Origin of the sequence: Gordonia polyisoprenivorans, from assembly GCF_017654315.1 — a bacterium.
GTDB lineage: Bacteria > Actinomycetota > Actinomycetes > Mycobacteriales > Mycobacteriaceae > Gordonia > Gordonia polyisoprenivorans_A.
The window spans coordinates 5321868-5339753 of sequence record NZ_CP072203.1 but is presented as its reverse complement, the minus strand read 5'-3'; the positions used below and the strand labels follow the sequence as shown (position 1 = coordinate 5339753).

Annotated in this window: 17 protein-coding genes and 2 pseudogenes; 8 read left to right on the top strand and 11 right to left on the bottom strand. The window is 67.9% G+C overall.

Annotated features, from left to right (window positions below):
- Positions 1–3: 3 nt before the first annotated feature.
- The 3 genes from J6U32_RS23920 (at position 4) to J6U32_RS23910 (ending at position 3045) form a co-directional block, all read left to right on the top strand.
- Positions 4–1125: an FAD-dependent monooxygenase gene (locus tag J6U32_RS23920; RefSeq protein WP_208792449.1), complete on the top strand. Its 1122-nt coding sequence runs from the start codon at positions 4–6 to the stop codon at positions 1123–1125.
- Between the two features lie 81 nt (positions 1126–1206).
- A complete protein-coding gene (locus tag J6U32_RS23915; protein WP_208792448.1) occupies positions 1207–1899 on the top strand; it encodes a hypothetical protein in 693 nt (230 codons plus the stop codon).
- Between the two features lie 72 nt (positions 1900–1971).
- Entirely contained in the window at positions 1972–3045 is a 1074-nt protein-coding gene (locus J6U32_RS23910; protein ID WP_208796304.1) for a phosphotransferase family protein, read from the top strand.
- A gap of 25 nt (positions 3046–3070) precedes the next feature.
- Here J6U32_RS23910 and J6U32_RS23905 read toward each other — a convergent pair whose 3' ends face one another.
- From J6U32_RS23905 to J6U32_RS23875, 7 genes and pseudogenes are all read right to left on the bottom strand, one after another.
- Positions 3071–3748 carry a TetR/AcrR family transcriptional regulator gene (locus J6U32_RS23905; protein WP_208792447.1) on the bottom strand — a complete coding sequence of 226 codons (678 nt, stop codon included), beginning with the start codon at positions 3746–3748 and terminating at the stop codon, positions 3071–3073.
- Positions 3749–3816: 68 nt separating this feature from the next.
- Positions 3817–4962 carry an acyl-CoA dehydrogenase family protein gene (locus J6U32_RS23900; protein WP_208792446.1) on the bottom strand — a complete coding sequence of 382 codons (1146 nt, stop codon included), beginning with the start codon at positions 4960–4962 and terminating at the stop codon, positions 3817–3819.
- 11 nt (positions 4963–4973) lie between these two features.
- A pseudogene (locus J6U32_RS23895) lies at positions 4974–5603 on the bottom strand (acyl-CoA dehydrogenase family protein); the annotation flags it as partial.
- A gap of 84 nt (positions 5604–5687) precedes the next feature.
- Positions 5688–7403, bottom strand: coding sequence for a class I adenylate-forming enzyme family protein (locus tag J6U32_RS23890; protein WP_208792445.1), 1716 nt, complete (start codon positions 7401–7403; stop codon positions 5688–5690).
- Between the two features lie 29 nt (positions 7404–7432).
- Positions 7433–8182, bottom strand: a complete 750-nt coding sequence (locus J6U32_RS23885; RefSeq protein WP_208792444.1) for an SDR family NAD(P)-dependent oxidoreductase — start codon at positions 8180–8182, stop codon at positions 7433–7435.
- A 61-nt stretch (positions 8183–8243) separates the two neighbouring features.
- A complete protein-coding gene (locus J6U32_RS23880; protein WP_208792443.1) occupies positions 8244–9038 on the bottom strand; it encodes an enoyl-CoA hydratase-related protein in 795 nt (264 codons plus the stop codon).
- 156 nt (positions 9039–9194) lie between these two features.
- Positions 9195–10093: pseudogene (locus tag J6U32_RS23875) on the bottom strand (alpha/beta fold hydrolase).
- Positions 10094–10125: 32 nt separating this feature from the next.
- Between J6U32_RS23875 and J6U32_RS23870 the strand changes: the two are divergent.
- Positions 10126–10701 (top strand): TetR/AcrR family transcriptional regulator, encoded by a 576-nt coding sequence (locus J6U32_RS23870; protein ID WP_244332325.1) that lies wholly within the window; start codon positions 10126–10128, stop codon positions 10699–10701.
- Positions 10702–10731: 30 nt separating this feature from the next.
- Here J6U32_RS23870 and J6U32_RS23865 read toward each other — a convergent pair whose 3' ends face one another.
- Positions 10732–10980, bottom strand: coding sequence for a DUF2530 domain-containing protein (locus J6U32_RS23865; protein ID WP_006368207.1), 249 nt, complete (start codon positions 10978–10980; stop codon positions 10732–10734).
- Between the two features lie 23 nt (positions 10981–11003).
- Here J6U32_RS23865 and J6U32_RS23860 point away from each other — a divergent pair, with 23 nt between their 5' ends.
- On the top strand, positions 11004–12530 hold the full coding sequence (locus J6U32_RS23860) for an NCS2 family permease (protein WP_208792442.1): 1527 nt from the start codon (positions 11004–11006) through the stop codon (positions 12528–12530).
- A gap of 265 nt (positions 12531–12795) precedes the next feature.
- Entirely contained in the window at positions 12796–13236 is a 441-nt protein-coding gene (locus J6U32_RS23855; protein WP_208792441.1) for a MarR family winged helix-turn-helix transcriptional regulator, read from the top strand.
- Positions 13237–13266: 30 nt separating this feature from the next.
- Here J6U32_RS23855 and J6U32_RS23850 read toward each other — a convergent pair whose 3' ends face one another.
- Positions 13267–14508 carry a GNAT family N-acetyltransferase gene (locus J6U32_RS23850; RefSeq protein WP_208792440.1) on the bottom strand — a complete coding sequence of 414 codons (1242 nt, stop codon included), beginning with the start codon at positions 14506–14508 and terminating at the stop codon, positions 13267–13269.
- Positions 14509–14675: 167 nt separating this feature from the next.
- On the opposite strand from J6U32_RS23850, the gene J6U32_RS23845 reads away from it, so the two are divergent.
- On the top strand, positions 14676–15542 hold the full coding sequence (locus J6U32_RS23845; protein WP_208796302.1) for a TrmH family RNA methyltransferase: 867 nt from the start codon (positions 14676–14678) through the stop codon (positions 15540–15542).
- Positions 15539–15925 (top strand): DUF2537 domain-containing protein, encoded by a 387-nt coding sequence (locus tag J6U32_RS23840; protein ID WP_208792439.1) that lies wholly within the window; start codon positions 15539–15541, stop codon positions 15923–15925. The genes J6U32_RS23845 and J6U32_RS23840 overlap by 4 nt, the downstream gene beginning before the upstream one ends.
- Positions 15926–15975: 50 nt before the next feature.
- On the opposite strand, the gene J6U32_RS23835 is transcribed toward J6U32_RS23840, so the two are convergent.
- Together J6U32_RS23835 and sepH are read right to left on the bottom strand one after the other, a co-directional pair.
- Positions 15976–16761: a DUF6928 family protein gene (locus J6U32_RS23835; RefSeq protein WP_208792438.1), complete on the bottom strand. Its 786-nt coding sequence runs from the start codon at positions 16759–16761 to the stop codon at positions 15976–15978.
- Positions 16762–16769: 8 nt separating this feature from the next.
- Positions 16770–17825 carry a septation protein SepH gene (gene sepH, locus J6U32_RS23830; RefSeq protein ID WP_208792437.1) on the bottom strand — a complete coding sequence of 352 codons (1056 nt, stop codon included), beginning with the start codon at positions 17823–17825 and terminating at the stop codon, positions 16770–16772.
- Between the last annotated feature and the right edge of the window lie 61 nt (positions 17826–17886).

Here is a 17886-nt window from a genome sequence, read left to right as displayed (position 1 = left end):
GCGATGCGGGTCATCGTGGTGGGTGCGGGCATCGGCGGTCTCGCGATCGCGGTGGGACTCCGGCAGGCCGGCGTCGACGTTCAACTCCTGGAGCGTGCCGACCGAGTGCGTGCGCACGGTTCCGGATTGTCGTTGTTCGGCAACGGGTTCCGTGCGCTCGACGCGATCGGGATCGGAGACCAGGTGCGCGCTGCCGCCGGTCCGGCGGGTGTGGTCGATCGATCCGGAACACGCAGGCCTGACGGCTCCTGGTTGACGCGGATGGCGTCGACCCATGATGTGCGGGTGATCGACCGCGCCGACCTGTATCGCATTCTGCTGGCCGCGGTCCCGGCCGGATCGATACGCGCGGGCGCGCGGGTCGTCGAGGTCGGCGACACCTCCGTGGTCCTCGACACCGGCGAGCGCCGCAGTGCCGATGTGATCGTCGGCGCCGATGGCCTGCGGAGCGCGGTGCGCTCCAGTGCTTTCGACGACCCTGGAGTACGCGACAGCGGATACGGTGCGTGGCGCGCGATCACCACCCGACCGGTGGCGACCGACGCCGCGGGTGAATCCGTCGGCAGAGGTGAGCGGTTCGGGATCGCCCCGCTGGCCGACGGCCGGATCTACTGGTTCGCCTGTGTATCCGCATCGCTCGGCCGATGTGCGGGCGGACTCGATGAGGTCGCCCGCCGCTTCGGTCACTGGCACCCGCCGATCGAGGAGATCCTCGACGCCACCGACCCGGCATCGGTCTCCTCGCTGCCGATCGAGGAGTTGGCCGCGCCCCTGGCCTCGTTCGTGTCGGGCCGGCGGGTGTTGATCGGGGATGCCGCGCACGCGATGACCCCCAACCTGGGCCAGGGCGCGAACCTGGCGATAGAGGACGCGGCCACTCTCGCCACCCTGCTCGTCGCCGCGAAGCACGGCGACGAGGTACCGGCCGTCCTCGCCCGCTATGACACCCTGCGCCGAGGACGCACACAACGCATCGCGCGCCAGGCCCGGGCGCTCGGGGCGGTGATGCAGGCGAGCCATCCGGTCACCTCGACACTGCGCGACCTGGCCATGCGGTCGGTTCCGGCCCGCGTGGTGGACTCCCGGGTCCGCGCGGTCACGCGCTGGTCCCCGCCGACACCGTGACGCTCTTGACGTAACGCACGTCACTTGTCTAGATTCATATTTCATATTTGATGTTGCGTGCGAGCCGTTCGGGGGGGCGGTGTGAGTGGTCTCGTGGTGGCGGGAATCGCGGTCGGGGCGGTTCTCGCCATCACTCTTCTCGGTGTGATCGCGCTCGTCATCGCCTACGGCCTCGCCACCCGACCCGATCGCTTCGCGGTGCGAGAGGTGGCGCTTGGCGACGTCGATCGCTACATCACGAAGCGGGCGGCCTTCGCCATCAGCCTCGAATACACGACGCCGCTGTCGCGGCGTGAGGTGTGGGAGCGGCTCGCCCAGGCCCACTATCTGAGCTCGCTCCCGTTTCTGCGGGGGCCGATCTGGACCCACGCCGGTGCGTCGGAGGGGAACGCACCGGCGGGTCCGGTGGTCGGCGATGGGCGGACGATGTCGGGAACCTTCCTCTCCGTGGCCCAACGCGCCACGGAGGTGATCGACGGCGAGCGGATCACCCTGACCGGCACGGGCGTCTCGGTTCCGTTGGCCATCAAGGACTTCGCGGAGCGGTTCACCATCTCCGACGGCCCACGACCGCGCACGCTGACGGTGCGTTGGGAGATCGCCGGATCGCCGCGATGGGTGGCCTTCTTGCCGTGGCGGTGGGGCGTTCCGCTGGTGAGGCCGGTTCTTGCATTCGTGCTGCGGCACATACTGCGGCTCAAGCCGTTTCGGCGTCCGCGCGACACGGGGGACCCCGACGAGCGCCACACCAACGGCGCCTCGGTCCCGAGCTGATCGAACCGCCCCATCCGAGGGGGTGTGATGGTTACCCTCGACCGAGACGGGAACGACGAGGAGGCCGGACAAGTGGGACTGCAGGTGGCGGGTGCGCGTGAGGTGCGTGCCGAGGACAGCTTCGATGTCGGCAAGGTCGCCGAATGGCTGCGGGAGCACGCGCAGGACACGACCGGGCTCGACGCCGAGCCGCAGGTCCGTCAGTTCTCCGGCGGTGCCAGCAATCTCACCTACCTGCTGTCGTATCCGGGCCGGGACCTCATCCTGCGTCGCGCGCCGTCGGGCACCAAGGCCAAGGGTGCCCACGACATGGGCCGCGAGTACCGCATCCAGTCGCGGCTCGCGCCGGTCTTGCCCTATATCGCCCCGATGGTGGCCCACTGCGACGACGCCGACCTGATCGGCGCCGAGTTTTATGTGATGGGTCGCCTGGAGGGGATCATCGCCGGCCGGGACTGGCCGTCGGACGTGCCGTTGTCGCCGGAGTCGGCACGACGGTTGTGTCACAACTTCATCGACGTGCTGGCCGAGCTGCATTCGGTCGATCCGGGCGCCGCCGGACTCACCGATCTCGGCAAGGGATTCGGGTATGTGCAGCGTCAGGTCGACGGGTGGTCGGCACGATTCCGCAACGCCCGCACGCCCGACGTTCCCGACTACGAGTCGACGATGGCATGGCTCGCGGAGAATCAGCCCGACGACGTCGCGAACTGCGTGATCCACAACGACTTCAAACTCGACAACGTCGTGCTGTCGGCCGACGACCCGACCCGGGTGATCGGCATCCTGGACTGGGAGATGGCCACCCTGGGGGACCCGCTGATGGATGTCGCGGGGTCGATGGCCTACTGGGTGCAGGCCGACGACGACGAGCAGGTCAAGGCGATGCGTCGGGTGCCGACGACGATGCCGGGAATGATCACACGCGCCGAGTTCGTCGAACGCTACTGCGCGGCAATGGGGTTCGATATGTCGCCGGAACGCTGGCGGTGGTATGAGGTGTTCGGGTTGTTCCGGTTCGCGGCGATCGCCCAGCAGATCTACTACCGCTACTACCACGGCCAGACCACCAACGAGGTGTTCGCCCTGATCGGCCAGTCCGTGGGAATGGTCGAGAAACGACTCGATGCCCTGATCGGCGGCTGACGCCCGAGATCGCAGGCCGCCGAGCTCACAGTGCGGACAGGTACCGCTCGAGTCGGTCGTGGGTCACCAACGCACGCAACGTGATCCGCAACTGGGTGGTGACGTATCCGTCGAGGTCGAAGGCGGGCGCGAAATGCCAGTGTTTGAGCGCCCACCCGTGCGCGAGCATCATCAGGTCGAACACCGCCAGATCGGCGTCGACGTCGTCATGCACCAACCCGGCGGCGATCGCGGCGGTGATGGCCTCGCGCATCGGTGCGGAGGTCTGCACCTCGAGCTGTTTGATCCGCTCGCGTCCGTCGGCGTCGAGGGTGCGGCTCTCGCGGTAGGTCAGGACCACCGCGTCACGGTTGGCGTCGACGATCGCGACGTACTCCCGGAACCCGGCCATCAGCTGCTCGACCGGGTCGTCACCGGCGAGTTCCATTGCGGGGGCGAGCTGATCGCGGAACTTCTCGAGGATGTCGACGATGGCCGCAAGGAGGATCTCCTCCTTGCCGCCGAAATACTTGTAGAACAGGCCGACGCTGACACCGGCCTCCTCGGCGAGCGCCTGCATCGACATCTGGTGGAATCCGGTGCGCTCCATCACCGCCACCGCGGCATCGAGCAGCTGCCGGCGACGCGAGGACACCCGCACAGCGCGGACCGCCTCCTCCACCGCGGTGTCGGTCGCCGACCGTGCCGCCGCTGTCTTGGCCACCGCAACCCTCCTCGTTCACAGGTGGTGAACTGGAGTTCACCACCACGCCGTCACCGTAGGGTAGTCGATCAGATGCCGAGGTCCTTGGCGATGATCGTCTTCATGATCTCGGTGGTGCCGCCGTAGATCGACTGGATGCGCGCGTCGAGGAAGGCCTGCGAGACCGAGTATTCGCGCATGTAGCCGTACCCGCCGTGCAGTTGCAGGCACCGGTTGGCCGTGCGGAACTGCAACTCGGTGGCCCACCACTTGAGCTTGGCGGCGCGGGCCGCCGTCAGCTCACCGGCGACGTGTTCGGCAAGGCAGTCGTCGAGATAGGTGCGTGCGATGTCGAGTTCCGTGGCGATCTCGGCGAGCACGAATTGCGTGTTCTGGAAGGAGCTGATCGGCGAGCCGAACGCGGTGCGGTCGGTGACGTAGTCCATCGTCCGCGCGAAGGTTCCCTCCGCTGCGGCGACTGCGCCGATGGCGAGCGAGAGCCGCTCCTGCGGCAGGTTGTGCACCAGCTGGTAGAAGCCTGCGCCGTCGGCACCCAGGCGGTTACGCACCGGAACCCGCATGTCGACGAACGAGAGTTCGCTGGTGTCCTGCGCATGCAGGCCGATCTTGTCGAGCTTGCGGCCCCGCTGGAAACCTTCGGTGTCGGCCTCGACAACCAGTAGGGTGAGTCCCTTGTGCTTCTCGGGCCCGGTGCGCACCGCGACGACGAACAGATCACCGTTGCGCCCGTTGGAGATGAAGGTCTTGGACCCGTTGACGACGTAGTGGTCGCCGTCGCGAACCGCGGTGGTGCGGATGCCGGTGAGATCGCTGCCCGCACCGGGTTCGGTCATCGCGATGCCCAGCACGGTCTCCCCGGAGACGACGCCGGGCAACCAGCGCGCCTTCTGCTCGTCGTCGGCCATCTCGGTCAGATACGGCAGCACGACGTCGTTCTGCAGGGAGAAGGCGATGGCCTCGGCCGCCGCGCCGGTCCGGGCGGTCTCCTCGATGACGATGGCGTGATACCGGAAGTCGTCGACGCCGGGCCCGCCGAAGTCGTCGGGCACGCTGAAGCCGAGTAGTCCGTTCTTGCCCGCCTCGGTGAACAGGCTGCGATCCCAGAGCCCCGCGCGCTCCCAGTCGTCGTGGTGTGGCGTGATCTGTTCGGCGACGAACTTGGTGACGGTCTCGCGGAATTGCCGGTGTTCGAGGTCGTGGGTCAGTGCGCTCATGTCGATTCCTCTCAGCGGAAGGCGTTTTGGCCAGTGAAGGCCTGACCGAGGACCAGCTGATGCATCTCGGGGGTGCCCTCGTAGGTCAGCACCGACTCCAGGTTCACCATGTGTCGGATGATCGGGTACTCCAGCGAGATCCCGTTGCCGCCCAAGATGGTTCGCGCGGTGCGACAGATCGCGATGGCCTCGCGGGTGTTGTTGAGCTTGCCGAAGCTGACCTGGTCGGGACGCAGGCCCACCGAGTCCTTCAGCCGGCCCAGGTGCTGGGCGAGCAGCTGGCCCTTCTGCAGTTCCAGTGCCATGTCGGCGATCTTGGCCTGCGTCAGTTGGAAACCGGCGATGGGTTTGCCGAATTGCGTTCGTTGCGTGGCATAGTCGACGGCCGTCTGCCATGCGGTCCGGGCCGCGCCGATCGAACCCCAGATGATGCCGTACCGCGCTTCGGTGAGGCTCGACAACGGGGCCTTGATGCCCTGGCCCTTGTGCAGATCGTCGTTGCCGGGCATCAACGCGTCGGCGGGCAGGCGCACGTTGTCCAGGACGATCTCGCCGGTCGTCGACGCCCGCAGTGACAGTTTGTGTTTGATCTCCGGGGTGGACACCCCGGGGGTGTCGGTGGGCACGATGAAGCCGCGAACGCACGGCCAGTTCGTCGTCGGAGTAACCGAGGTCGAGATTCAGCGGGTCGATCGCGGAGAACTTCGGGGTGGAGGTGGTGGCGCTCACGGAGTCGCTCCTTGTTCTTGAGCCTGGGGTTCTTGGATGTGGGGTGTGGGTTCGGGGGTGGCGAATTCTCCTGCGGCCATCTCCGATGCCGCCGACGTGGTGGCCTTGTAGTGCAACTTCTTCCCGGTCGCCGAGACCGGGAGTGCGTCGATGATCCGGTAGGCGCGGGGCCGTTTGAACTGCGAGAGCATCGGGTGGGTACGGCAGTAGGCGTCGAGTTCGTCGGCGGTCGGGTGGGCGCCCTCGGCGGGCACGACGTAGGCGACGACGAGTTGGCCCCAACGATCGTCGGGGACTCCGACGACGAGCGAATCGGCAACGGCCGGATGCCCGTTGAGCGCCTCCTCGACCTGCACCGGGTGCACGTTCTCGCCGCCGGAGATCAGCATGTCGTCCTTACGGCCGACGATCGTGACGAACTCGTCGGCATCCCAGGTCGCCAGATCGCCGATGTGTAGCCAGCTGCCGTTGTACTTGGCCTGCTCCTGCTGTGGGGAATCGAAGTAGGCGGCAGCGCATTTGGGCGAGCGGATGATCACCTCACCGACCTCGGCGCCGTCGCGGGCGACCACCTCGTCGGGGCTCGCGAGCCGGCCGTGGTCGTGGACCCGGACCACGCGCACGTCGTCGTCGATGCAGGCGCGCCCGGCCGTACCGGCGTGGGCGGGTAGATCGGTGGGACGCAGGAAGGTGTTCCAGAATCCCTCGGTGCTGCCGTATCCGTTGAACACGCGAGGCGTCAGGATCTCCTGATACCGCAGGGCTGCTTCGCGTTCCAGCGGTGCTCCCATGGTGACGATGCCGCGCAGGCTCGACAGGTCACGCGGGCGGGCGTGCTGCGCGGTGGCCAGCATCGCGAGGTTCGTCGGTGCGCCGATCAGGAAGGTCAGGCGGTACCGTTCCACCCAGTCCAGGGTCGTCTCGGCATCGAAGGCGCGCATCGGGACCAGCGACGATCCCAGATAGAACGTCGGATTGGGGCCCGCGCAATAGAGTCCGCCGCGGTGGAACCACGGTGACATGTTGAGCGTGCGGTCCTCCGGCGTCAGCGGGAAGTGCATGATCACGTCGTGAGCGGAGAAGATCTCGATCGCGCTGTTCATCGGCACCGCCTTGGGCATGCCGGTGGTTCCCGAGGTGTAGAGGCGGGTGGTCTCGTCGAAGACGGTGCGAGTGACCCGTGGTGGCGCCGACTCGCTCGGGAGGTCGTCGAAGCGCAACGACGTCGGGCCGTCGACGAGTGCGCCGGTACCCACGCCGATCAGGATTTCCGGCGTGTGGTCTGCCAGGGCGATCGCCTCGGTGACCACCGGCGTCAGGTCGGTGTCGTAGACATACACCTTCGGGGTGCTGACGTCGAGGATGACCGCGGTCTCGCCGGCGGCGAGCCGGAAGTTGACCGGCGAACCGACGGCGCCCGCGGCTTGAGTGGCGAGGTAGAGCTGGGTGAACTCGGGGCCGTTGAACAGTTGGTAGGCAACCACGTCCCCGTCGGCGACGCCGCGGTGGGCCAGTCCGGCGGCCAGTGCGTCGACGGCCGCCCCGAGTTGTGCGTAGGTCCACTGTGTGTCGGTGACGGGGTCGATCATCGCGACCGCGCCGGCATATCGGGAGACGTTGCGGCGGAAGCCGTTCAGATAGGTGAATTCGTTCTCGAAGAACGAACGGTACTGATGTGCGTCGTAGACGCGGGGCGGGGTGCTGGTGCTCATGTCAGATCTTTCGGTGCTCGGTGAATTCCTCAGCCGGCCATGGTCAATCCGCCGCTGACGCTGATCACCTGGCCGGTGATGAACGACGCTGCGGGGGAGGCGAAGAACAGCACGGGTGCGGCGACCTCTTCGGGGCGCGCGAGCCGGCGGAACGGAATCGCCTTGATCAGTGCGGCTTTGAGTTTCTCGTCCTGTGCCTGGAACAGTGGGGTGTCGGTGGGTCCGGGGCAGACCGCGTTGACGGTGATCCGATGTCGGGCCATCTCGCGGGCCAGTGACTTGCTGAGCGCGATGACCCCACCCTTGGCGCCGGCGTAGATGGATTCTCCGGAACTGCCGACTCGCCCGGCGTCGGACGCCAGGTTGATCACACGCCCGCCGGCCCAGTCGTCCGACGCCGACGCCTCGACCATGCCGGGCAGGAAGGCGCTGGCCATGTGCACCGGTCCGAGATAGTTGATGGCCACCACCTTCTCGGCGAATTCCGGTGTGGCATTGAGGAATTGATCGGTGCGGTCCCAGCCCGCGGCATTGACGAGGATGTCCGGGACGCCGACCTCGGCGTTGACCGCCTCGCGGAGTGCGTCGACCTGCGCGCGATCGGAGACGTCGACGCTCATCGGCACGATGGCGGGGTTCTGCGCGGCCGTCTGCTTGGCGGCGTCGAGATTGAGGTCGGCGGCGATGACGGTCGTGCCCTGTTCGGCAAAGGCCAGGGCGATGGCCTTGCCGATACCCGAGGCGGCGCCGGTGACGACCGCGATGTTGGTGCTGCTCATGAGGTGTGCGTCCTTCGTGGGGAGTCGAGTGCGGGGAGTCGAGGCGGAGTCGGCTGCGGGCTCAGATGGCGGCGAATTTGTTGAATTCGGGCATGCGCTTCTCGGCGAAAGCCGCGGCGCCCTCGGCACCTTCCTCGGTGTGGTGGGTGAACAGATCGAGAGCGCTCATCGCCATGTTCGACAGTCCCGCCTGGTGATCGGTGTCGGCGTTGAAGCTCTGCTTGAGGACCCGGATCGCGGTGGGTGACTTCTCGGCGATCTCGCCGGCGATCTTCTTGGCCTCGTCGAGGAGGTCGGCAGCCGGGACGACCCAGTTGACCAGTCCCCAGCGCTCGGCGGTCTGTGCGTCGTACTGGCGGCACAGGTACCAGATCTCGCGGGCCCGCTTCTCCCCGACGACGCGGGCGAGGAAGGCCGATCCGAAGCCGGCGTCGAAGGACCCGACCTTGGGGCCGGACTGGCCGAAGCGCGCGGTGTCGGCGGCGATGGTGAGGTCGCACAGGACGTGCAGCACGTGGCCGCCGCCGATGGCGAGGCCGTTGACGGCGGCGATGACCGGCTTGGGGATGTCACGAATCGTCTTGTGCAGGTTGCCGATCTCGAACATCCCGCTCTCCGACGGGCCGTAGTCGCCGGTCTCGGCGCGCTGCTTGACGTCGCCGCCGGTGCAGAACGCCTTGTCGCCGGCACCGGTGAGGATGACGGCCTGCACGGAGGAATCCGCCCAGGCGCGGCGGAAGGCGTTGATCATCTCTTCCACGGTCTTGGCGCGAAAGGCGTTGTAGCGCTTGGGTCGGTTCATCGTGATGATCGCGGCCGGCCCCTCGACGGTGTACTCGATGTCCTCGTAGCTCATGGCGGATGCTCCTCGTCGAATCGTCGGTTGTGATCGGGTGATCAACTCTTCATGATGAATGAACGTACATTCATTAATCGGAGCGTGTCAAGGGTCACATCGACAAGAGGTCGGTCACGGGGAATCGATCACGCTGAATCAATCACGGGATGACGGTCAATTCCCGGTGAGGAAGGCGCTGATCTCGTGACCCACGACGACCGGGGCGTCGAGGGTCAGCAGGACCGCGGCATCGGCGATCTCGGCGTAGCGCGCACCGGGAATCAGTTCGGCGAGGCGGCGCCCGTGTGCCGGCGGCATGACGCGGTTGTCGGGGGACCAGAGCACCAGTGCGTGGCCGGTGAATCGCGCGAGCGCCTCGGTGTCGGCGATGAGTTCTCGCCGGTCGAAATGTGTTGCGGCATAAGAAGCCAGGTCGGCTGCGATGCCGGGGGTCGTGAGCACCGGCTCGGTCCAACGCCGCGCCAGCTCGTCGGCGATCGGCCGGTGCGTCATCTGGCCGAACACCATCGGGAGCCTGCGCAGGCGGCTGTTGCGCAGCTGGCGGGCGGCGAGGGTGAGGCCGCCGGGGAGTCGGGCCGCGATCGTCGCCATCTTGCCGGGCAGTCCCGGTGGGAAGTTCTCGAACGCCTCGCAGGGAAGGATGACCATCGCGCCGACGCGCTCGTCGCGCCCGGCGGCGGTGAGGAACAGTCCTCCGCCCCAGTCGGTGTGGACGAGGGTGACCTCGCGCAGGTCGAGGGCGTCGAGGAAGTCGGCGAGCAGGGCGACCATGCCCGGCATCGTCAGGTCGGCGTCGCGGTTCATCGCGACGCGGTGGGCGCCGAGCGGCAAGCCGGCCGGATATAGCGAAAGCCGTTGGGCAGGTGTGCCATCACCGGGTCCCACAGTGCCTCATCCATGAACAGTCCGTGCAGCAGGACGACGGGTGCACCCGCTCCTTCGTCGAGGTATTCGATGGTTCCGGCGGGGATCTCCACCCGACGCACGGACGGGGCGGTGGTGTTCACGGCATCTCCTCGACGATCGGGGTTGGAGCGAGTGCTCCAGAGCATTTACTCTAGAGCAATTGTTCTACGATGTGAAGATGCGAAATGACGAGCGGATCACCGTGGCGATGGGGGAGTCGCTTCGGCGCAACGGCTACGCGGGTTCGGCGATCAAGAAGGTCCTCGAATCGTCGGGAGCCCCGAACGGCTCGCTTTATCATCACTTTCCCGGCGGCAAACGTGAGGTCGCGGCGTCGGCGCTGCGCCAGATGGGTGCTGCCTGCCTGCAATTGGTCGGCGGATTGCTGGCGGTCGAGGGCGCTCTGCCCGACGTCATCACGTCCGCCTTCGACGAGGCCGCCGACGATATCGAGCGGTCCGGGTGGATCAACATGTGCCCGGTCGGCACCGTGGCCGGTGAGGTCGCCGACGCCGAGCCGGCCCTCCGCGAGGTCGCGGCCGAGGTGTTCACATCGTGGATTGAGGCCGGCACCGCGCTGTTCGCGACCCGCGGAATGTCCGACGCCGATGCCCGCACCTTGGCGTTGGCGGTCATCGGCGCGCTGGAAGGTGCCTTTGTTCTCGCCCGGACGTTGCGATCGGGGGACCCGATTCGCGCGGCGGGACGATCGGTGGCAGCGTTGGCCTCGGGGTTGATCCGGGTGCCCGACTGACCGAGTTCGCGAGTCCGTCGAGCCGGCCGGTCAGTCGAGTCCCCGCTGCGCGGTCTTCTCGCCGCGTCGCGATGCCCTGCGCTGGATCAGGAAGACCAGCGTCCCCAGCACCCCCACGCCGAGGCCGGTGAGGCAGACCGCGAGCGTTCGCCCCCCACCCCATCCGGACACGCCGACGACGATCGTGGCGATCAGCCACGCCAGCATCCCGACGATGATCACCGGCTCGGGCGCGCGCAGGGCACGGGGCAGTTCGGGCACGGTTGCTGCGTCGGACATGGGCTTCAGGGTAGCTTTCCGGTGTGTCCACCGATTCCTCGAGTCAGCCCCCGAAACCGACTCCCGCCCAGTCGACGGAATCCAGCGCCCGGTCGACGCAGAAGAGCGCCCGGTCGACGGGCGCGCTCGACCGTTTCTTCAAGATCTCCGAGCGCGGGTCGACGTTGGGTCGGGAGTTCCGCGGCGGCCTGGTCACCTTCTTCACGATGGCCTACATCGTGGTGCTCAACCCGATTATCATCGGCGGCATCCCCGGCGAGCCGCACAACGCCGACGCGCTCGGGCACGTGTTGCCGATCGCCCAGGTCGCCGCCGTGACCGCGCTCGTCGCCGGCGTCATGTCGATCATCTTCGGTCTCGTCGCCAACTATCCGTTCGCGATCGCCACCGGCCTCGGGATCAACAGCCTGCTCGCGGTGACCATCGCGCCGCAGATGACGTGGCCCGAGGCGATGGGTCTGGTCGTGATCGACGGCATCATCATCGTGTTGCTCGCGGTCACCGGGTTCCGTACCGCGGTGTTCAATGCCGTTCCGGCCGAACTGAAAGCGGCCATCGCCGCGGGTATCGGCGCCTTCATCGCGTTCGTCGGATTCGTCGACGCCGGCTTCGTCCGGCGCATCCCCGACGCCGCCGGGACGACGGTGCCGGTGCAACTGGGCAGTGGCAACTCGATCACCACCATCCCCACGCTGGTGTTCGTGCTCGGCGTGCTGCTGATGGGCGTGCTGGTGGTCCGACGGGTCCCCGGCGGACTGCTCATCGGTATCGCGGTGACCGCGGTCGCCTCGCTCATCCTGGAGTCGGTCCTGCACCTCGGATCGGGTGCCACCAAGCCCGGCGGCTGGGGATTGTCGGTGCCCGAGATCCCGCACTCACTCGGTGGACTACCGAATCTGAGCCTCGTCGGTGACGTCGACCTGTTCGGCGCCTTCACCCGCGTCGGTGTGCTCGCCGCTTGCGTGCTCGTGTTCGCGCTGGTGCTGTCGAACTTCTTCGACGCGATGGGCACGATGACCGGCCTCGGCAAGGAGGCCGGGCTGGCCGACGCCAAGGGCAATCTGCCCGGCATCGGACGGGCACTGGTGGTGGAGGGCACCGGTGCGATTGCCGGTGGTGTCGCGTCGTCGTCGTCGAACACCGTCTTCGTCGAATCGGCGTCGGGTATCGCCGAGGGCGCGCGGACCGGTCTGGCCAACATCGTCACCGGCGTGCTGTTCCTCGCGGCGATGTTCTTCACCCCGGTCTACGAGGTCATCCCGAGTGAGGCCGTCGCGCCGGCACTGGTGATCGTCGGCGGACTGATGATCGCGCAGGTGCGCAGCATCGACTTCACGAACTTCGCGATCGCGCTGCCGACCTTCCTGACGATCGTCACCATGCCGTTCACCTACTCGATCGCCAACGGCATCGGCGTCGGCTTCATCAGCTGGGTGGTGATGGCGACCGCGGCGGGCAAGGCGCGCACCGTGCATCCGCTGATGTGGCTGGTGGCCATCGTCTTCGTCGCCTACTTCGCGCGGCAGCCGATCTCCGATCTCCTCGGCTGAGGACCGCACTCATGCGCGCACTGCCTCGTCTCCGATCGGCTCGTACGACCCACGAAGAGTAGGGGAAGAGTGTTCTTCCCCTACTCTTTCGTTCTTCCCCGCGAAATTTCTTGCGGAGGAAGGGATTGCTTGGGGAAGAATCGCGGGAGCGCCACGTGGCCTTCGCGACGGGACTCGCGCACATGTGAGGACCTCTGTGGTCCATAGGAGCGACATTCTCGCCACGGTGCTGCGGAATTCCTGAGAAGAACATAATATTTGCGTCGTGGAGCTTGTTGTTGAGGGTGACGAACGGCTGGCCGGGTCGCTGTCGCTCGCGATCGTACGTATGGCCCGGCGGCTGCGACTGCGTCGCGACAACGAACTCGTGTCGTTGACGCAGCTCTCGGCGCTGAACACCCTCTATCACGAGGGGTCGATGTCGCCGGGTGCGCTCGCCGCGGCCGAACGCGTCAAACCGCCGTCGATGACGCGGGTCATCGCCTCCCTCGCCGATTTGGGCATGATCAAGCGTGAGGCGCACCCCACCGACGGTCGGCAGGCCATTGTCACCTTGGCCCCGGCGGGGGAGCGGGTCATCGCCAACGAGGTGGCCGCCCGCAAGGCCTGGCTCAACGATCGGCTCGCCGAGCTCTCCGACGAGGAACGTGCGACATTGGGCGCCGCCGTGCCGATCCTCGAACGGATCATCTCCGGCGACAGCTGATCCCGCTCGGTCGCGGGTCTGGGGCCGGGGTCAGAAGAAGGTGCCGGCGAATGGTGCTCGGGTCGTCGCGAACGCCCGGTCCAGTGCGTCGAGCGTGGCCGGCGAATCGGTCCACAGGCGGCCCGCCGCGGCGAACTCGTGCGCGGAGATCCCGCCGAGGTAGAGGCTGGAGAGCACCGAGGTGTCCAGTCGCACAGTCGGTTGCGCCTCGGTGCGCACCACGACCGCGGCACCGCCACGCACGGTGAGGGCAAAGGTTCCGCCGCGCCCGGCGAAGCGATCGGCCACCTCGAGCACCACGTCGAGATCGGCGCCGAATCTGCGTGCGCCGAGCGCTGCGGGCACGTCGAGGATGCGCAACCACATCTTGTCGACGAGACCGGTCACCTCGACCGAACGCAGGTTCAGTAGCTTGCGCGGAAGGGGATCGTCGACGGGGATGGACGCGTGCAGGGTCGGTATGAGGTCGAGGGAGATCAACACCCGCCACAGATCGGTGTGGGCGTCTTCAGTGACCGCCACGACCTCCTCGACCTCGGCGTGCACCTCGCCGTCGGCGACGCCCTTGAACACCCGGTAGCTCGCGTACCCGTCGTCGTGCAGCAGGTAGTGCAACCCGCTCGCGGCCGGCGGGCGTTCGGAGTCGCGGTCGGCCAGGATCGGCGCCCACCACTGCTCGGTGCGTGCGAGGGCGCCCGGTCGGGTCGCGGTCCACCGGTGATGGATGTCGGCGACGGCGGCCGCCACCTCGTCGGGGTCGGCGAAGCGCACCGTGGCGTGGGCCGGCTGCTCGGCCCGCATCCGCGCCGATGACCCGATGCGGATCGAGTGCGCGAAGCACGCAGGCCCGAAGCCGAAGCGCTCGTAGATGGTGCCCTCCGATGCGGTGAGGATGGCGAAGGTCTGGCCTTCGTCGATCCACTGGCCGGTCAAGTCGGTGAGCATCCGCCGCAAAATGCCGCGACGACGATGGGTCGCGGCCACCGACACCCACGACAGTCCGGCCGCATCGGCGACGGTCCCGCCGGGCAGCGTCATCGACATCCGGTAGAACATCGACACCCCGACCAACGGCACCGACGGCACCTCGGTATCCCGGACGACGATGACGTCGGAATCGGAGACCTTGGCGCGCAGGTCATTTCGCTCGTCGTCGGGAATGGGGTTGCGCATCGCGAACGCCCGGGCGTCGGCGGCGATGATGTCGTCCCAGTCGTCGTCGGTGGCGCGGTTCAGGCTCAGATGGTCGATCGTGGCATCGGCACTGTTCACGACTCCACGTTGTCATACCGGACTCGTCACCGGGCCCGTCGGGTTCGAATCGGCGAGTGCCCCCGGCTGCGGCTTTGGCAGACTGACTGGTTGTGTCCGACGCGCCTTCCCCTTCCGTGCCCCCCAACCCTGTCCCCTCGAGCCCCGCGCCGACCGACCGCCTGCCGGTGCGGGTGATCGACATCGACGATCCCGCCGACGAGCGGGTCGACGACTTCCGCGACCTCAACTCGGTCGACCGGCGCCCGGATCTGCCCGCTCTGCCCGGCGGCCGGCGAGGCCGGGGTCTGGTCATCGCCGAGGGCGTCCTCGTTGCCCAACGGATGATCGCCTCCCGCTTCACCCCGCACGCCTTCCTCGGGGTTTCGCGGCGACTCGACGAACTCGCCGACGATGTGCGGGTGGTCGGGCCGGATGACACTGGGGCAGGGAACACCGACCCCGCCGTCCCGTTCTACCGGGCGACTGCCGAGGTGATGGCCGAGGTCGTCGGTTTCCACCTCAATCGCGGTGTCCTGAGTGTGGCCCGACGGCCGCCGGTGCTGCAGGTCGATGAGGTGCTCGCCGGCGCGCGGACAGTGGCGATCCTCGAAGGCGTCAACGACCACGAGAACATCGGGTCGATCTTCCGCAATGCCGCGGGGCTCGGTGTCGATGCCGTCCTGTTCGGGTCGGGTTGTGCCGATCCGCTCTATCGGCGCAGCGTGCGGGTGTCGATGGGGCACGCCCTGCTGGTGCCGTCCGCGCAGTTCGACCAGTGGCCCGCGGGGCTCGACGACGTGCACCGGCACGGTTTCACCACGGTGTCGCTGACCCCGGACCCGCAGGCCGCGGTGCTGGCCGAGGTGGTGGACGCCGAGCGCGTCGCGTTCCTCGTCGGCGCCGAGGGCCCGGGACTGGCCAGGGCCACCATGCGCGCCACCCATGTGCAGGCCCGGATCCCGATGAGTCGGGGCACCGACTCACTCAATGTCGCCACCGCGGCGGCGATTGCCTTCTACGAGCGCGTCCGGTCGGGCACGATGGGGCAATGAGCGATTCGGGTGAGCGCACCACCGACCGCACCCCCGCGTGGACGATGTACATCCCGGAGGCGCAGCGGGTGATCGCTGGGTCGGCCGACGGCGCCGACCTCGAGCCGTGGCGCCGCCACGAGCCGACGCCGTGGACACTCGGGCTGCTCGTCAGCGCGGTGGCCGTGGCCTTCTGCTCCCTGGTGACCGTCGGGGTCTACAGTCTGGCCGAGTCGCTCGCGCACGGCGTCGGTCTCGTCGCCATCTTCGTACTGGCGCCGGCGAGTGCGTGGACGTTGTGGGACTTCAGGTTTCGCCCGGTGTGGCGGTGGATCGTGTGGGGTGCGCTCACCGGGCTGCTCGCCGGGGTCGGTTCGGGAATCGCCCTGTTCGCCATGTCGTAGCGACTCGCCATGTCGTGGCGACAGCGAAAGCCGTTGCGGTGACCGAGGTGTCAGGATCCGCCGAAACCGAAGTATCGAGCCAGACGGCCACGGCCGCGCTTCGGTTCATCAGCGGCCTGCTCGTCGGGCGTCGGGGATGGTGTCACCCGCGCACGTGACGCGGCGTGGTAGCGCTCGATGTCCTCGCTCGTCGGTTGGTAGTCCGCCGGATGAATGGCGAACGCGGTCACCGGGATTCGGGCCGGATCGGAGTCGGTCGGCGCGAGGGGATGGGTGAAGCGGAAGCCGAGCCAGGCCCGGTTGGATTCCTCGGCGAGTTGCTGCGGGTGAAACGGCAGGGCCAGCGGATCGGGGGCCACCCCGTCGGCGTAGCGCAGCGGATGTTCGCCGCCCCAGAACGGTCCCTCGAATCCGAAGGGGACGCCCTCGTCCTCGAAGTAGTCCACCGGGGTCGCCGAGAACGAGCGGCGCAGTTCGCCGTTCTCCCATCGGGCGAAGGCGCCGGTTCCGGTGGCCGGATCGGTGTAGAGCACCGTGGCCGCGGCACTGCGCTGGATCGACGCAATCGTCCGCGTGAGTGTGCTGGGCCGCTCGGTGGCGAACAACGAGCACGACAACACGGTCAGCGGTCCGTAATAACCGGCGTAGACGTGCGAGTCCGTCGCACCCACCGCCGACGCCAGGTCGGTGTCGACCATCGGCAGCAGGACGCTGTCGCCGTAGATCGCCGACGCCAGGCGTCCGGCAGCGGTCACGTCGTTGGTGACTCCGTCACGAATCACTCGCGCAGGATCATCGGTATCGATGAACCAGAGTGTGACTGCGCGCGCCGACATCGTCCCCCTCAGCTGTTCGGATTGCTACGGACACCCAGCAGGACGTCCTCCCAGGCAGGTACCGGTGGTTTGCGTGACTTGCGCCGACGCTGCGCATTGACCGGGGTCGGTGCGGGCGGTGCGTCCTCGGTGTCGTGCGCCGAGTCGTCGGTGCTGTCGGCGTCGTCGGCGTGGCTGTCGGCGTCCTCGGCCGCCGCGACGTCGCCGGGGGTCGCCGAGGGTTCGGTGAGGTCGTCGACGTCGTCGCGGTGACGCCCGTGCTGGTCTGTGCCGTTCGGGTCTGCGGAGTCGAAGTCCAGTGCGTAGGTGCCGTGCTCGTCGAAGGGGGCATGCGCGGGATCGTGGCGGCTGCGCTGGGCGCCGATGATCGAGTCGGCGTCGAGGGTGACCTGCTCGCGGCCCGCATCGTCGACGTCGACGACGGGCGCGGGAACCGGCGTGATGACCGGGGTCGCCACGGGTGTCAGGCGCCGGCGCGGCTCGATCAGTTCCGGGTGGGTCAGTTCCTCGGCGAGGTCGTCGAGCGGGTCGGCGGTTCCGCCGTGCGCACCGGGGTGATACCGCCAGTGCGCACGATGCTCGGTGTGGCCGACCTGCCAGGCGATCTGCACCGCCCAATAGCCGTCCTCGCCCTTCCAGGCGTCCCACGTCGCCTCCGACGGATTCTGTCCGAATGCGACGAGCCCCTCGGTGGTGACGTCGCCGAGGGTGAGTTCCGAGGGTCCGTCGTGACGCAGGGGATGTGCCAGCGCGGCGAGTTCGGCGGCCCGGCTGCGTTCGAGCAGTACCGGGTGGGCGAATCGTTCGATCTTGTCGGTGCTGACCCCGGCGATGGCGGCGACCTCGGCGACGGTGGCGCCGGCCCGGATGCGGGACTGGATCTCGCGTGGCCGCAGCGAGCTGGTCATCTCGATCTCGATCTGTCCGAGGCGGGACAGGTCGCCGCGGGCGGCGGCGCGGAGGCGTTCATCGGCGGCGATGGAGAACTTCTCACCCGACTCGACGTCTTGGCAGATGACTCGGGAGCCGCCGGCGTCCACACCGACCACTCGAAGTTCACGCATCTGCTCCTCCTCCGGTTGACCACGAGTGCGGGCATTGTGGCCAGGTTAGACCACCGAACGT

Excerpts from the sequence above, each read along its gene's own strand:
- J6U32_RS23840 (WP_208792439.1), top strand. The coding sequence starts at position 15,539 with ATGAGCGATTCGGGTGAGCGCACCACCGACCGCACCCCCGCGTGGACG.
- sepH (WP_208792437.1), bottom strand. The coding sequence starts at position 17,825 with ATGCGTGAACTTCGAGTGGTCGGTGTGGACGCCGGCGGCTCCCGAGTC.
- J6U32_RS23870 (WP_244332325.1), top strand. The coding sequence starts at position 10,126 with ATGCGAAATGACGAGCGGATCACCGTGGCGATGGGGGAGTCGCTTCGG.
- J6U32_RS23865 (WP_006368207.1), bottom strand. The coding sequence starts at position 10,980 with ATGTCCGACGCAGCAACCGTGCCCGAACTGCCCCGTGCCCTGCGCGCG.
- J6U32_RS23835 (WP_208792438.1), bottom strand. The coding sequence starts at position 16,761 with ATGTCGGCGCGCGCAGTCACACTCTGGTTCATCGATACCGATGATCCT.
- J6U32_RS23920 (WP_208792449.1), top strand. The coding sequence starts at position 4 with ATGCGGGTCATCGTGGTGGGTGCGGGCATCGGCGGTCTCGCGATCGCG.
- J6U32_RS23880 (WP_208792443.1), bottom strand. The coding sequence starts at position 9,038 with ATGAGCTACGAGGACATCGAGTACACCGTCGAGGGGCCGGCCGCGATC.
- J6U32_RS23885 (WP_208792444.1), bottom strand. The coding sequence starts at position 8,182 with ATGAGCAGCACCAACATCGCGGTCGTCACCGGCGCCGCCTCGGGTATC.
- J6U32_RS23900 (WP_208792446.1), bottom strand. The coding sequence starts at position 4,962 with ATGAGCGCACTGACCCACGACCTCGAACACCGGCAATTCCGCGAGACC.
- J6U32_RS23890 (WP_208792445.1), bottom strand. The coding sequence starts at position 7,403 with ATGAGCACCAGCACCCCGCCCCGCGTCTACGACGCACATCAGTACCGT.